This is a genomic window from Ciceribacter ferrooxidans (genome assembly GCF_004137355.1).
GTDB lineage: Bacteria > Pseudomonadota > Alphaproteobacteria > Rhizobiales > Rhizobiaceae > Allorhizobium > Allorhizobium ferrooxidans.
Window position 1 is genome coordinate 46,950 of record NZ_SDVB01000101.1, and the last position, 14,721, is coordinate 61,670.

The following is a 14,721-nucleotide window of genomic DNA, read 5'->3' on the forward strand; positions in this document are numbered from 1 at the left end:
CGAGAAACTCGCCCTCAAGCAACCAAGGCGAAAAGCAAGGGAGGGAAGTCCATGAGAAAGCTGAGAATCCTCGAACAGATATCGATCGACGGGGTCGTTCAGGCCCCCGGTGGACCCGACGAAGACCGGGATGGCGATTTCGAGCATGGCGGATGGGCGATGCTCTATTCCTCTCCGGAAGTCAGGGAAACCATTTCCGCCCTCCACGGGCGGCCCTTCGATCTGCTTCTCGGACGCCGGACCTATGACATCTGGGCCCCCTTTTGGCCGAAGCAGACAGGACCATTGGCAGACGGCCTGAACGCTGCGACCAAGTACGTCGCGACCCACAGGCCGGACAGCCTCACATGGGGACCGGTCGAGGATCTCGGTGCGGATATCGCCGAGGGCGTTCGGCGAGCCAAGACGAGAGACGGCCCGGACCTGATCCTCTGGGGGAGCTCGACGCTGCCGTCCGTGCTGCTCGAGAACGACCTGGTCGACGAAGTCCTGTTGTTCGTCTTTCCGATCCTGCTCGGCCGCGGCAAGCGCATCGCCCCTGCCGGGGCGGACCCGCGCTCGCTTGCGCTCGTCAGCTCGAAACCCGCCTCCTCGGGCGTGCTGATCAACACCTATCGCCCGGTCGGCCCGCTGCGAGCCTGAAGCGCAGCCCCAAATGCACTCGCTCGCCGGCCGCGCGCTCGCGAGCCCGAACCGTCTCCATCCGTTTGACCAGAAAGGAAACGATCATGCCTGCCACCATCAATCTGCACCGAGTGCTCACCGCCTCGCCAGAGAAGGTCTTCAGGGCCTTCGTCGAACCCGATGCAGTGGCAAGCTGGCTCCCGCCCAACGGTTTCACCTGCACCGTCCATGAACTCGACGCGAGGGAAGGTGGCAAGCATCGGATGTCGTTCCGCAATTTCACGACCGGCGGCAGCCATTCCTTCGGCGGCACCTACAAGGAGGTCGTGCCCAGCGAACGTCTCGTCTATACGGACAGCTTCGACGATCCCAACCTGCCGGGCGAGATGACCACCACCATCGTCTTCAGGGGCGTTTCCGTCGGAACGGAAATGCGTATCGAGCAACGGGGCATTCCGGATCTGATCCCGCCCGAAGCCTGCTATCTCGGCTGGCAGGAATGCCTGCGCAAGCTCGCCAAACTCGTCGAGCCCGAAATCAACCAGTAGACCGAAAGGGCGTCATTCCCTTCCGCTGGTTTCGCGGATGACGAGCTCGACTGCGGTCAGGCGCTCCGGCTGAGGGGCACGGTTCTCCTCCAGCCATGCGAGGACCGTTTCGGCGATCTGCCGGCCGAAATCGGCGATCCCGCAACGGACAGTCGACAGCGTCGGGTAAACCTGGCTGGCTTCCTCGATATCGTCGAAGCCGACGATACGAAACGAACGCCCGACGTCCCTGCCGATCTGGGCGAAGCCCGACAGCATGCCGAGCGCGACGAGGTCGTTGAAGCAGATCGCCGCGTCGACTTCCGGGTGGTCGCGCGTCAGCGTGCCGGCGGCCTCGCGCCCGAAGGCGCGGCTCGCGCGTCCCGAGACGACGAAGGGTTCCATGCCGGCTTCATCCAGCGCCTGCAAATAGCCGGCCATGCGCTCCTGTGTCACCGTCCGGTCGGAAAGACCGCCGACGAAGGCGATTTGGTGCGGAGCAAAGCCGAGCAGGTGCCGCGTCGCGAGCAGGCTTCCGTTCCGGTAGTCCGGCGCTGCGAACGGAAAGCGGTCGACCTGCGGATTGACCTTGCGCAGCACCTGCATGGTCGGGATACCCGCCCGCGCGATCGCCTCGAAGGTCGAGGCGTCGTCGTCATAGGCCGGCGAGACGACGAGAGCCGACACGCCGTGCTCGATCATCGCCGCGACCACCTGCGCCTGGATGCGCGGGTCCTCGTCCGTATTGGCGAGCACGGTTGCATAACCGCGGGCCGATAGCGCCATCTGCAGCGAGGTCGCGAACTCGGTGAAGAAGGGGTTGCGGAGATCGTTGATGACGACACCGATCAGGCCGACATTCGAGGTGCGCAGGTTGGCGGCGGCGCGATTATAGACATAGCCGATCCGGTCCATGGCCTCGCGCACCGCGAGGCGCGTTTCCTCCTTGACCAGCGGGCTGTTCTGCAGCACGAGGCTGACGGTCGACTTCGACACGCCCGCAACGCGCGCCACATCCACGATTGTCGGCCTACGCTCCATTGCCGCTCATTCGACTCCGTTGATTTCCAGCAGGAGACGCATCCTTCTCACGGCAAGCTCGGGGTCGGCAAGCAGGTTTGCCTGATCAGCCAACCGGAAGACCGCGCTGTAGTGGACAATGTCGCGGCTCGACTGGAAGCCGGCCGGCATGACGAAGTGCTTCTGGTAGCCGTTGAGCCAGGCGAGGAAGGCGATGCCGGCCTTGTAGAAGCGCGTCGGCGCGCGAAAGATCTCGCGGCTCAGAGGCACGGTCGGCGCGAGCAGGCGATGGTAGGTTTGAAGATCGCCACCGGCCAGCGCATCGAGGGCCTGCGAGGCCGCCGGCGCGATCGCCGCAAAAATGCCGAGCAGCGCATGGGAGTAATGCTTGCCGTCGCCGGCAATCAGGTCGGCATAGTTGAAGTCGTCGCCGGTATAGAGCCGCACACCCTCGGGCAGGCGGGCGCGGAAGGCCTCCTCGTGCGCCTGGTCGAGCAAGGAGATCTTGATGCCGTCGACCTTGGCCGGGTTTTCGGCGATCAGCGCCAGGACGAAATCGCTCGCAACCGCGACATCCTCGCTGCCCCAGTATCCCTTGAGCGCCGGGTCGAACATGTCGCCCAGCCAGTGCAGAATGACGGGTTTCGCCGCCCCGTCGATCAGCTCGCGATAGACCGAGCGGTAGACCTCCGGTCCGGCCCCCATTGCCGGGAAGGCGCGCGAGGCCATCAGGATCAGCTGTCCCCCGACGGCTTCGATTGCCTCCGACTGATGTTCGTAGGCTGCGAGGATCGCGCCCGCGTCGCGCAGATCCTGTGGCGCCGCGTGATCAGTGCCCGCGCCGCAGGCGACCCGCGGCTTCATGGGATGCGAGCGTGCCGAGGCCATGGTGCGCTCGATCAGTTCGCGCGCCGTCTGCCAGTCAACGCCCATGCCGCGCTGGGCGGTATCCATCGCCTCGGCAAGGCCGAGCCCCTGGTTCCAGAGCCCCTGACGAAAGGCGAGCGTCGCCTCCCAATCGACCGCGGGCCTCGTGTCCCATGGATTGCGCTCGCGAAGCGGGTCCGACACGACATGCGCCGCGGCGAAGGCGGTGCGAGTCAACGGGCGGGAAGGCGCGCGTGGCGTGAGCGGCGTGCCGGTGAGCGTGTAGTCCTCTATCCGGCAATCCTCGGTGGGCAAACGTATCATGGCGATGTCCTTCAGTTTTGAACCGGCAGGTCGAAGACGAGAATCCCGTCGAGACCGCCCTCCGCATGGGCAACCAGCCGGGCGCCGAAGCGCTGATGATCGGGATGGGCCTGATAGGCTTCGAGCGCCTGCCAGTCGGCAAAATCGGCGACAAAGCCGTGCATGTAACCCCGCTCGATCTTCTCCGGGCTTTCGCTGCGTCCGGAGGTGATGGAGAGCAGGCCGTCAATCTTGCCTTCGATGGCGTGAAGCTCCTCGAAGAGGGCGTCGATCGTTGGTTCGTCGACATCCGCGCGGAACCGCACGAGCACGATATGGCGGATCATCTTACGCTCCATGGTCGGCGCGGATCATGTCGGCGGCCTTCTCGGCGATCATGATCGTCGGCGCGTTGGTGTTCGAAGAGACGACTGTCGGCATGATCGAGGCGTCGACGACACGCAGGCCCTCGATGCCGTTGAACCTGAGGCGCGGATCGACGACGGCGGCAGGATCGGAGCCCATGCGGCAGGTGCCCGCCGGATGATGGTCGGTCTTGGCGTGGGCGCAGGCGTAGTTGAAATAATCCTCGTCGGTCGAAACCCCCGGGCCCGGCAGCCGCTCCGCCTTGACGAAAGGCTTCAGGGCGTCCTGCCGCATGATTTCGCGCGCGAGCTTCAGGCCGCGGATCGACATCTCGCGGTCGTAAGGGTCTTCCCAATAGTTCGGATCGATGAGCGGTGCAGCGAGCGGATCGGCCGAGGCAAGCCGCACCGTCCCGCGGGAGCGCGGCCGCAGATAGGCGGAGTTGAGCGTGACTCCGCCGTTCTCCATCGCCGCCACCCCCGCCTCGATGCCGGAGCCGAGGCCGAGATGGAATTGAATGTCCGGCGATCGTGCCTCGGGATCGGCATACCAGAAACCGCCGGTCTCGAAGAGGCTGGACGCCACCGGCCCGGTCTTCGAAAGGATATACTGAAGCCCGGCCAGCACCGAGAGATGCGGCTTGGCGTAACGGTCGTATGTGTGCGGCCCGGTGCATTCGGCGATTACGAAGAGATCGAGGTGATCCTGGAGATTGGACCCGACGCCGGGCTGGTCGAAGACGACGGCTACGCCCGCGGATTTGAGGTGATCCGCCGGCCCGATTCCGGACAGCATCAGCAGCCGCGGACTGCCGATCGCACCGGAGGAGAGGATGAGTTCGCGCTCGGCGCGAACGACGCCCTCGCCTGCGAGTTCTACACCGACGGCACGCCCCCTCTCGACGACAATCTTCAGAACCTGTGCGCCGGTCCGGATCGTCAGGTTCTTGCGGCCGCGCGCCGGATTGAGGTAGGCGATCGATGCGGACGAACGGCGGACGTTTCGCTGGGTGAGTTGATAGTAGCCGACGCCGTCCTGCTTTTCCCCGGTCATGTCGGGGTTGAAGGGAATGCCGAGTTCGCCGGCTGCCTTGAAATAGGCCTCGCAGATCGGCAACGGCGCCGCCGGTTTGCTCACGCCCAATGGCCCGCCCTTGCCGTGATAGCGGTTGTCGTAGGTGTCGTTGTCCTCGGCCTTGCGGAAATAGGGAAGCACGTCCTCGTAGGCCCACCCCTCGCAACCCGCCTGCCGCCAGCCGTCATAGTCGAGCGCATTGCCGCGGGTGTAGATCTGGGCGTTGATGGTCGACCCGCCGCCGAGCACCTTCGCCTGCGTATAGCGGATCACCATGTCCTTCATGTGCCGCTGCGGCACCGTCTGCCAGCCCCAGCTGCCGATGCCCTTGGTCATTTTGGCAAAGCCTGCGGGCAGGTGATAGAAGGGATGCCAGTCACGCCCGCCGGCCTCAAGCAAGAGGACGCGCGTGTCCGGGTTCTCCGAGAGCCGCGCCGCGAGCACCGAACCGGCCGAGCCTCCCCCGACGACGATGAAATCATAGGACGTCTTCATGCGATGCTCCTACAGGCGCGGGATCGAGAGGCCGCCGTCGACGGGAACGACGGCACCGCTGGCGAAGGCGAGGTTTCCCTCGGCCATCGGAACCACCACCCGGCCGATATCCTCGGGCTGTCCCCAGCGCTGCGCCGGCACAAGGCCCCCTTCGATCCGGGCGGTGTACTTGTCCTTCACGCCGGCGGTCATCTCGGTTGCGATGATGCCGGGCCGAAGCTCGAACACGCCGATGCCGTGCGGCGCCAGGCGAACGGCGAAGAGTTCCGCCATCATCGCCGCGCCGGCCTTCGAGATGCAGTATTCGGCCCGCTCGATCGACGCCATGGTGGCACTGACCGAGGTGACGAAGATCAGCGACCGGTAAACGTCGGAGGGCCTGTCGACCATGCGGCGGGCCACTTCCTGGGCGAAGAAGAAGGCGCCGCGCAGATTGACGCCGAGAACGAAATCGAAGCTCTCCGGGGAGAGATTGAGCATGTCGCCGCGCACCTTCGCCGGCACACCGGCATTCGAGACGAGCGTCGTCACCGGCCCCATCTCGCTTTCGATCGCGTCGAGCACGGTGCCGACCCTGTCGATCTCCTGCAGGTCGTGCCGGAAATAGCGCGCCCTGGCCCCGAGCTTCTCGAGCGCGGCACCGACCTCGGGCGTGTCGGTCTTCGAGCGGGCGACGAGGGCCACGCGAAAGCCGACGCCGACCAGGGCCTCGGCAATGCCGAAGCCGATGCCCTGCTGTCCGCCGGTGATGAGTGCGAGCCGTGTCACTGGTGGAACTCCGTTTCGGTGATGTGCCTTGCAGCCCTCAGCGCAAGGGCGGCGATGGTGAGCGCCGGATTGACGGCGGCCGAGGTCGGCAGGATCGAGGCATCAACGACGAAGAGGTTCCTGTGATCGTGGCTGCGACCGTAGCTGTCGACGACGCTGTTGCGCGGGTTTATCCCCATCCGCGCCGTGCCGCACTGGTGGGACGGCGTGCGCCGGTCGAAGGCGCGCGACAGCACCACCGGATAGCCGGCCTTTCGCAGCAGCGCCTTGAGCCGGGCGACGAGCGCCAGATGCGCCTCCCAGTTCGAGCGCTTCCAGTCGAGCACGATTTGCCCGTCCCTCAGGCTCACCCGGCTTTCGGGATTGGGCAGATCCTCCGACATCGCATAGAGATCGATCGACCGGCCGGCGATCCAGTGTGCGAGCGGCCGTGGCAGGGGCGAACTCGCGGTAAGGATCGGACCGGTGATCTTGCCGAGCAACTGGATGTTGCCGAGCGGCTCGCCCTGCGGGCCTCCCGTGAGATAGAAATCGTTGACCAGCAGCGTCTTCTGGTAGACCGAGGGGTTGCGGCGGAGGGGATTGAGCGCCAGCACCGCCGAGCAATTATGGTTCATGAAGTTGCGCCCGACCTGATCGGAAGAGTTCGCAAGCCCGTTCGGATGGCGGCTGTCGGCGGATGCCAGCAGCAGCGCCGCCGAGCGGACCGCGCCGGCCGAAAGAACCACGAGCGGCGCCGTAATCACCCTGCGTTCGCCGCGCGTCTCGACCTCGACGCCGGTGATGCGGCCGTCTTCGGACGCGAGCAGGCGTCTTGCCTCGCAACCTGTCAGAAGCGTGACGTTCGGGTGCTGCAACGCCGCCGAGAGGCAGGCCGTCTCGGCGTCCATCTTGCCACCGCAGGTGTCGGGGAAGGCATCCCAGGTCGTGCGCCCGCCGGCAAGCCAGCGCTCGATGTCGACCCCGAGCGGCAGCGAGGCCGGATGCAGGCCGACCCGGCCGAGCCGCCGGCGAAGGTCGGCAATCACCGGTTCGTCGGGAACCGGCGGATAGGCGTAGCCGCCGGAATGTGTAGGTTCCGTCGGATCCTCACCGAGCGTGCCCCGCACCTGAAAGATCGTCTCCGCCTGCTGGTAGAAGGGTTCGAGTTCGTCGTAGCCGATCGGCCAGCCCGGCGTCGTTCCACCCATGTGGCGCAGGGGCGAGAAATCCTCGCGACGATATCGGATGAGAACGGCGCCGTAGAACTTGGAATTGCCGCCAACGTAATAGTAGTTGCCCGGATTGAAGGGACGCCCCTCCCCGTCCAGCCACTCTTCCTTCGGCCGGAACCGCGCCCTCGCGAAGATTTCCTCCGGGTCGCGATCGGCCGCAGACGGCGTCAGCCGTTCCCCCTTCTCGATGATGAGGATCCGCCGGCCGCTCGGCGCCAGGGCGGCGGCAAGTGTCGCGCCGCCCATGCCCGAGCCGACGATGACGATATCCGGGGCGATGTCGGGGATGGTGTTGCGAGCGTTCATGGCCGGATGCGTTCTTCCGTCTTCGGATCGAAGGCGACGGCCTTTTCCATGTTGACGGCGAAGTCGAAGACCTGGCCGGCATGGACGTCGGTATCGGCGCGCATGCGGCCAATCACGTCCTTGGCCCCGAGCGTCATGGTGACGAAGGTGTCGGAGCCGGCCGGCTCGGTGACGACGACCCGGTTTTTGAGCCCGACGATATTCTTCGACTTGCGGTCTGCCCCCTCCGGATCGGTAATTGCTTCCGGCCGGATGCCGAGAAGGATTTCCCTGCCGTCCCAGGAGACGAGGTTCTGCTGGCTGAAGCGCAGGAGCTGTTCGCCGCCCTCACCGTCCCTCACGGCTGCGTGGGGCACGCCGTCACGGACGACGACGCGGGCCGGCATCACGTTCATCGCCGGGCTGCCCATGAAGGTCGCGACGAAGACGTTGGCCGGCGTGTCGTAGATCTCCTTCGGCGTTCCGAGCTGCTGGATATAGCCCTTGTTCATCACCGCGATCCGGGTCGAAAGCGTCATCGCCTCGATCTGGTCGTGGGTGACGTAGACAATCGTCGTCTTCAGCTTCTCGTGCAGCTTCTTGATCTCGGTACGCATGTCGACGCGCAGCTTGGCGTCGAGGTTGGAAAGCGGCTCGTCGAACAGGAAGACGTCGGGGTCGCGCACCAGCGCACGTCCCATGGCGACGCGCTGCCTCTGCCCGCCGGAGAGCTGGCCCGGCTTGCGGTCAACCAGATGGTCGATCTGCAGGAGCCTGGCGACCTCGGTGAGCGCCTTCTCCCGCTCGGGCTTCGGCACGCCGTGCATTTCCAGCCCGAAGGTGATGTTCTGGCCTACCGTCATGTTGGGATAGAGCGCGTAGGACTGGAACACCATCGCGATGTTGCGCTTCGAAGGATGCACGCCGTTGACCACCCGGCCCCTGATGGCGATCTCGCCCGAGGAGATGTTCTCGAGGCCGGCGATCATGCCGAGAAGCGTGGACTTGCCGCAGCCGGACGGTCCGACCAGCACGAGGAATTCGCCTTCTTCGACGGAGATGTCGACGCGATGGAGCACCTCGAGCTGTCCGTAGGACTTGGTGACGTTCTTGATGTCGAGAAAGCCCATGTTCTTATCCTTTGACTGAGCCCGCCATCAGCCCGCGCACGAAATAGCGGCCGGCGACGATGTAGACGAAGAGGGTGGGGAGAGCGGCGAGGATCGCACCGGCGAAGTGGACGTTGTATTCCTTCACGCCGGTCGACGACTGCACCAAATTGTTGAGCGCCGCCGTCATCGGCTGGCTGGTGCCGCCGAAGGAAACGCCGAACAGGAAGTCGTTCCAGATGTTGGTGAACTGCCAGATCACGGAAACCACGGTGATCGGCCCGGAAACCGGAAGCAGGATGCGCCAGAAGATACGGAAGAAGCCCGCGCCGTCGATCTGGGCCGCCTTGACGAGTTCCGTCGGGAAGGTGGCGTAGTAGTTGCGGTAGTAGAGCGTCGTGAACCCGATGCCGTAGACCACATGGACGAGAATGAGGCCCGGCACCGAGCCGGCGAGCCCCAGCTTGCCGAGCACGAGCGCCATCGGAATCAGCACGATCTGGAACGGGATAAAGCAGGAAAACAGCATCAGCCCGAAGATGATCGTGTCGTATCTGAAGCGCCACTTGGTGAGCACGTAGCCGTTCACCGCACCGACGATGGTGGAGATCGCGACGGCGGGGACCACCATCAGGATGGAATTCAGGAAATAGGGCTTGAGGCCGGTCGGAGAGACGCCGATCTGCGCGGTCGACCAGGCGGATTTCCAGGCCTCCAGCGTCCAGGTCCGAGGCAGCGCCATCATGTTGCCGCCGGTGATCTCCGGGAGCGGCTTCAGCGAGTTGATGCCCATGACATAGAGCGGCAACAGGTAGAAGAGCGCAAAGAGAAGCAGCACGAGGTAGATGAAGGTACGGGCGACGCGGCCGGTCCTGACCGCAGTGTCCTGGCTGACGGCAGACATCAGTGCTTCTCCTTCAGCTCGGCATAGAGATAGGGGACCATGATCGCGGCAATCGTCATCAGCATGATGACCGCGGAGGCCGCACCGACGCCCATCTGGTTGCGGGTGAACGTGTAGGAATACATGAAGGTCGCGGGCATTTCGGTCGCCCGGCCGGGACCGCCGCCGGTCAGCGCGATCACGAGGTCGTAAGACTTGATCGCCAGATGGCTGAGGATGACGAAGGCCGAAAGGAAGGCGGGCCTCAGGAGCGGGATCACGATGCGGCGATAGAGCTGCAGACTGGAGGCGCCGTCGATCTGGGCGGCCTTCAGGATTTCGTTGTCGATCCCGCGAAGCCCGGCGAGGAACATGGCCATGACGAAGCCGCTGGTCTGCCAGACCGCCGCGATCACGATCGTGTAGATCGCCATGTCATTGTCCTTGATCCAGGTGAAGGTGAAGCTCTCCCAGCCCCAGAGCCGCATGATCCGCTCGAGCCCGATGCCGGGATCGAGAAACCATTTCCATGCCGTGCCGGTGACGATGAAGGAGAGCGCCATCGGGTAGAGGTAGATCGGACGCAGGAACCCCTCGCCGCGGATCTTCTGGTCGAGGAAGATTGCAAGACCGAGGCCGAGCACCGTGCAGATGACGATGTAGAGGCTCGCGAAGATCGCAATGTTGACGATCGCGATGTGCCAGTTTTCGAGCGCCCAGAGCCGCGTGTAGTTGCTGAGACCCACGAAGGTATAGAGCGGCAGCATCTTCGATCCGGTGAAGGAGAGGAAGATGGTGAACAGGATGAAGCCGTAAACGAAGACCAGCGTCACCGCGAGGGAGGGTGCGAGCACCACCTTCGGCAGCCAGTCCTGTAGGCGCGTGCGCATATCGGCCCGCGTTGAGCTTGTCATGGGTCTCCTCCCTGTCCCTGTCGATCATGCCGGGCGAGCCCTCTCTGCGTCGCCGGCGAATGACCGGGCGGCGGCAGCAGCCGCCCGGCATCTGCGGTTACTTGGTCGCCGCAACCGCGTCGGCGAGCGCCTTTGCCGCTTCCGCACCGTCCTTGTAGCCACCGTTGAAGGCCTTGGTGACGACGTCGTAGACAGCGTTCTTGACCGCGGCCGGCGCCGCATGGCCGTGGGCCATCGAGCCGAACAGGGTGCCGCCGGCGCTCGCCTCCGCCAGATCCTTCATGCCCTTCTTGCCGCAATCGTCGAAATCAGCATCCGGTACGTCGGTGCGGGCCGGCACCGAACCCTTGACGACGTTGAAGGCCGACTGGAATTTCGGGCTCTCGATCGAGGAAGCCATCGCCATCTGGGCCTTGACCTTGTCGTCACCCGAGACGTTGAACATGGCGAACTGGTCGGAGTTGAAGGTGACCGACCCCTGCGTCCCGGGGAAACGAATGCAGACAAAATCCGCACCCGGCTTCTTGCCGGCCTTCAGGAATTCGCCCTTGGCCCAGTCGCCCATCATCTGCATGCCGGCCTTGCCGTCGATCACCATGGCGGAGGCGAGGTTCCAGTCGCGGCCCGAGAAGTTGTCGTCCACATAGGTCCTGAGCTTCATCAGCCGGTCGAAGGCATCCGCCATGTCCGCGCCGCCGAGAGTTCCCTCATCGAGATCGACGAAGGCCTTCTTGTAGAAGTCGGTACCCTTCGAGAGCACGACACCGTCGAAGATCGTCGCATCCTGCCAGGGCTGTCCGCCATGGGCGAGCGGGGTGATGCCATTTGCCTTCATCTTGTCGAGCACGGCGACCAGTTCGTCCCAGCTTTCCGGAGCCTTGCCGCCGGCAGCGTCGAGTGCTGCCTTGTTGATCCAGACCCAGTTGGTCGAATGGACGTTGACCGGGGCCGCGATCCAGTGCCCGTCATACTTCGAGAATTTCTGCAGGGCTTCCGGGACGACCTTGTCCCAGCCTTCGGCGCTCGCTACCTCGTCGAGATTGCCGAGCGCACCCTGTTCGGCCCAGTCGAGAATGTCGAAGCCGAGCATCTGCACGGCCGTCGGCGGATCGCCGGCCGTGACGCGGGCACGAAGGGCGGTCATCGCCGCCTCACCGCCGCCGCCGGCCACCGGCATGTCGACCCAGCCGATGCCCTTGGAGTTCAGATCTTCCTTCAGGACGTTGAGGGCGGCCGCTTCGCCACCCGAAGTCCACCAGTGCAACACCTCCACATCGGTGGCGCGGGCGACACCGGCCATCATCGTCAGTGCAATTGCGGTCGTCGTCAGAAACTTGCTCATTCGATCCTCCTCTTTGGCAAGTTGGCGGGTCTCCCTCCCGCGGTCCCGGCGCCGTCGAGCCCTGCTCGTGACACCGGGAATATTCCGGCACCGGTCGGTGCGCAACAATTTGAAACGTTACAAATTCGATAGAGTCAAGAACCCTTTCACGTCTTCATGTCCGCTCCCCGAGGCTTCGTCTACTCCCGAAGCAGTAACACCCTCTACGGCGCCGTCGTCCACAACCGAAAATGAAATCGTTTTAAATTTCGCTCGCCAATTCTTGCCGACGAGGCTTCCGGAGGTTACGCTCCCTCGTCTTTCATCGTGCGAAGAATTGTCAGAGTGCCCAAGATCAAGACTGAGAGCGCCAAAAGCCAGACCCGCAGGGCTGCGGCCGGCAAAGCCACGCTGAAGACGATCGCCGAAGAGGCAAACCTTGCCGTCACCACCGTGTCGAGGGCGCTCGCCGACGATCCGCTGATCAGCGGCACGACGCGAGAACGGGTGCGCGAGATCGCCGACCGCCTGGGCTACATGCCGGACCGTGCCGCGCAGCGCCTGAAGACCGGCAAGACGAACGTCATAGGCGTCCTCCTCGACCAGCATGAGGAAATCCTCGGTTTCGGAACTTCCTTGCTTTACGGCGTTACCAAGGCGCTGAAGGGCACGCCCTACCACCTGATCGTGATGCCCAACTTTCTCGACACCTCGAATGTCGAAGCCGTCGAGCATATCGTGCGCAACAATCTCGCCGACGGCATCATCTTCACCCGGACCGAGGTTCTCGATCCGCGTGTCAGGTTCCTGATCGAGAAGGACTTTCCCTTCGTCAGCCACGGCAGGACGGAATTCACCACCGCGCATCCGTTCGTCGATTACGACAACTACGCCTTCGCCTACGAGGCCGCCCGCCGCCTGATCGCCAAGGGCCGCCACAAACTGACGATCATCCTTCCGCCGAAGAATCTCACCTTCAGCCAGCACATGTTGCACGGCTTCATGACCGCGGTGCGCGAGGCGGGTATCGCCTACGAGCTCGCCGAGGGTATCACGCTCGATTCCACCGCCGGCATGGTCCGCGACTATTTCCGGACGCGGCTGCAGCGGCCCGATCCCCCCGACGCCCTGATCTGTCCCGGCGAAGTCTCCGCCATGGCGGCGATCACCGGGCTTTCCGACGGCGGCTGGACGCTCGGACGTGAATACGACATCGTCGCCAAGCAGACCTCGCGGCTCCTCTCCGACATCCAGCCGGGCGTCGATGCGATCTACGAGGACCTCACCGCCGCGGGCGAACATCTCGGGCGCCTGCTGCTGAAGCGGATCGGCGGCACGGATGTCGAAAAGCTGCAGGTGATCCTCAGCTGACGGCGGGGCTCCGGTTCGAAAGCCTTTGCGGGCGCTGCGTTCGACGGTCATCGGAGTGTCCTCACGCCCTGACCCAGTTCGATCGGGTGCGGCCAACCCGCATGACGACCGACTTGATTTCGAGGAATTCTTCAAGCCCGTAGTGGCCGTTTTCGCGACCCTGGCCGCTCTGTTTGTAGCCGCCGAAGGCGACTTCGGGGAAACCATCCATCCAGGTGTTGGTCCAGACCGTGCCGGCCTCGGCGCGGCGTGCAAAGGCAAGGCAGGTGTGGACGTTCTCGCTCCACACCCCGGCCGAAAGACCGTAGGCAGCATCGTTGGTGAGCGCGATCGCCTCCTCCAGCGTACGAAAGGTGAGCACGGAGAGCACCGGCCCGAAGACCTCCTCGCGCGCAATCGCCATATCCGCGGTCACGCCTGTGACCACCGTCGGGGCGAAGAACCGGCCCGGCAGGCCGGGATGGGAAACCGGCGCGCCTCCGAGCTTGACCCTTGCTCCCGCCGCCAGGGCATCCTTCACATAGCCGGCAATCTTCTCCTGATGCGCCTGCGAGATAATGGCGCCTACCTGCGTTTCGGGGTTGAGCGGATCGCCGAAGGCGACCTTCTTCGAAAGCGCCACAACCTTCTCAACGAGCGTATCGGCGATGTCCTCGTGGACGATGATACGGCTGCCGGAATTGCAGCATTCGCCGGCGTTGAAATAGACGCCAAAGGTGATCGCATCGGCGGCACTCTCGAGATCCGCATCTGGAAACACGACCTGCGGGTTCTTGCCGCCGAGTTCCAGCGCCACCTTCTTCAGTGTCACAGAGGCGGCCGCCGCGATTGCCTTGCCGACGGCGGTCGAGCCGGTGAAGCTCACCATATCGACATCCGGATGCTCGGCCATCAGCGCGCCAACCGGCTGGCCGAAGCCGAGCACGATGTTGACGACACCCACCGGCAGCCCGGCTTGAAGCAGGAGTTCGCCGAGGATGACCGTCGTCGACGGCGTCATCTCCGACGGCTTGATGACGCAGGTGCAGCCGGCGGCAAGCGCGAAGGGCAGCTTCTGGCTCAGGATCCAGAAAGGAAAATTCCACGGCGTGATGATCGAAACGACGCCGATCGGCTCCTTGAGCACCATGGCAAGCATGTCTTCGCCGAGCGAATTGTGACTATCGCCGTGCATCGTGCGGGCAAGGGACGCCGCGTAGCGCCAGAGATCGGCCGCGCCGGAAATCTCGCCGCGCGCCTGGCTGATCGGCTTGCCGCTTTCGAGCGTCTCGAGAAGCGCCATCCGCTCGACATTGGCTTCGATCAGGTCGGCGACTTTCAGGAGGAGCGTCGCGCGCTCCTTACCGGAGATGCGGCTCCAGCGCCCGTCGTCGAAGGCCTTGCGCGCTGCACCGATCGCGGCTTCCGTCTCCGCCCGACCGGCGCGGGCGGAGCGGCTGACGAGAATACCGTGCGAGGGCGAGGTCCGGTCAAAGCTCTCGCCGTTGTCGCTCCCTCTCCAGATGCCGTCGATCAGGTGCCGACCCTCGAACGGGGCTTTCGGTAGGGCTGCCTCGACGGCGGCGGTCATGGTCATGTCG

14 protein-coding genes are annotated in these 14,721 nt (G+C 64.5%); 3 read left to right on the forward strand and 11 right to left on the reverse strand.

Translation table 11 applies throughout. The features are described 5' to 3' along the window. Window positions 1-51: 51 nt before the first annotated feature. Together EUU22_RS02445 and EUU22_RS02450 are read left to right on the forward strand one after the other, a co-directional pair. Window positions 52-642 (forward strand): dihydrofolate reductase family protein, encoded by a 591-nt coding sequence (locus EUU22_RS02445; RefSeq protein ID WP_129330516.1) that lies wholly within the window; start codon window positions 52-54, stop codon window positions 640-642. 86 nt (window positions 643-728) lie between these two features. Beyond that, window positions 729-1,172, forward strand: a complete 444-nt coding sequence (locus EUU22_RS02450; protein WP_129330517.1) for an SRPBCC family protein — start codon at window positions 729-731, stop codon at window positions 1,170-1,172. 12 nt (window positions 1,173-1,184) lie between these two features. Here the strand turns inward: EUU22_RS02450 and EUU22_RS02455 are convergent, their stop codons facing one another. The 10 genes from EUU22_RS02455 to EUU22_RS02500 all read right to left on the reverse strand — a co-directional run bounded on the left by EUU22_RS02455 (window position 1,185) and on the right by EUU22_RS02500 (window position 11,791). Next, window positions 1,185-2,192 (reverse strand): LacI family DNA-binding transcriptional regulator, encoded by a 1,008-nt coding sequence (locus EUU22_RS02455; RefSeq protein ID WP_129330518.1) that lies wholly within the window; start codon window positions 2,190-2,192, stop codon window positions 1,185-1,187. Between the two features lie 6 nt (window positions 2,193-2,198). Then, complete coding sequence (locus tag EUU22_RS02460; protein ID WP_165351055.1) at window positions 2,199-3,368, reverse strand: dihydrodipicolinate synthase family protein; 1,170 nt, start codon at window positions 3,366-3,368, stop codon at window positions 2,199-2,201. A 5-nt stretch (window positions 3,369-3,373) separates the two neighbouring features. Continuing rightward, window positions 3,374-3,688, reverse strand: a complete 315-nt coding sequence (locus tag EUU22_RS02465) for a Dabb family protein (protein WP_129330520.1) — start codon at window positions 3,686-3,688, stop codon at window positions 3,374-3,376. A 1-nt stretch (window position 3,689) separates the two neighbouring features. Beyond that, a complete protein-coding gene (locus EUU22_RS02470) occupies window positions 3,690-5,276 on the reverse strand; it encodes a GMC family oxidoreductase (protein ID WP_129330521.1) in 1,587 nt (528 codons plus the stop codon). A 9-nt stretch (window positions 5,277-5,285) separates the two neighbouring features. Next, on the reverse strand, window positions 5,286-6,044 hold the full coding sequence (locus EUU22_RS02475) for a 3-ketoacyl-ACP reductase (protein WP_129330522.1): 759 nt from the start codon (window positions 6,042-6,044) through the stop codon (window positions 5,286-5,288). Then, window positions 6,041-7,564, reverse strand: coding sequence for an FAD-dependent oxidoreductase (locus EUU22_RS02480; RefSeq protein WP_129330523.1), 1,524 nt, complete (start codon window positions 7,562-7,564; stop codon window positions 6,041-6,043). The genes EUU22_RS02475 and EUU22_RS02480 overlap by 4 nt, the downstream gene beginning before the upstream one ends. After that, window positions 7,561-8,673, reverse strand: a complete 1,113-nt coding sequence (locus EUU22_RS02485; protein WP_129330524.1) for an ABC transporter ATP-binding protein — start codon at window positions 8,671-8,673, stop codon at window positions 7,561-7,563. The genes EUU22_RS02480 and EUU22_RS02485 overlap by 4 nt, the downstream gene beginning before the upstream one ends. A 4-nt stretch (window positions 8,674-8,677) precedes the next feature. Then, window positions 8,678-9,556, reverse strand: coding sequence for a carbohydrate ABC transporter permease (locus tag EUU22_RS02490; protein ID WP_129330525.1), 879 nt, complete (start codon window positions 9,554-9,556; stop codon window positions 8,678-8,680). Continuing rightward, window positions 9,556-10,449 (reverse strand): carbohydrate ABC transporter permease, encoded by an 894-nt coding sequence (locus EUU22_RS02495; RefSeq protein ID WP_129330526.1) that lies wholly within the window; start codon window positions 10,447-10,449, stop codon window positions 9,556-9,558. The genes EUU22_RS02490 and EUU22_RS02495 overlap by 1 nt, the downstream gene beginning before the upstream one ends. A 97-nt stretch (window positions 10,450-10,546) precedes the next feature. Then, window positions 10,547-11,791, reverse strand: a complete 1,245-nt coding sequence (locus EUU22_RS02500) for an ABC transporter substrate-binding protein (RefSeq protein ID WP_129330527.1) — start codon at window positions 11,789-11,791, stop codon at window positions 10,547-10,549. 324 nt (window positions 11,792-12,115) lie between these two features. Between EUU22_RS02500 and EUU22_RS02505 the strand changes: the two genes are divergently transcribed. Continuing rightward, a complete protein-coding gene (locus tag EUU22_RS02505; protein ID WP_129330528.1) occupies window positions 12,116-13,141 on the forward strand; it encodes a LacI family transcriptional regulator in 1,026 nt (341 codons plus the stop codon). 61 nt (window positions 13,142-13,202) lie between these two features. On the opposite strand, the gene EUU22_RS02510 is transcribed toward EUU22_RS02505, so the two are convergent. Continuing rightward, complete coding sequence (locus EUU22_RS02510) at window positions 13,203-14,717, reverse strand: aldehyde dehydrogenase family protein (RefSeq protein WP_245484890.1); 1,515 nt, start codon at window positions 14,715-14,717, stop codon at window positions 13,203-13,205. Window positions 14,718-14,721: the final 4 nt, after the last annotated feature.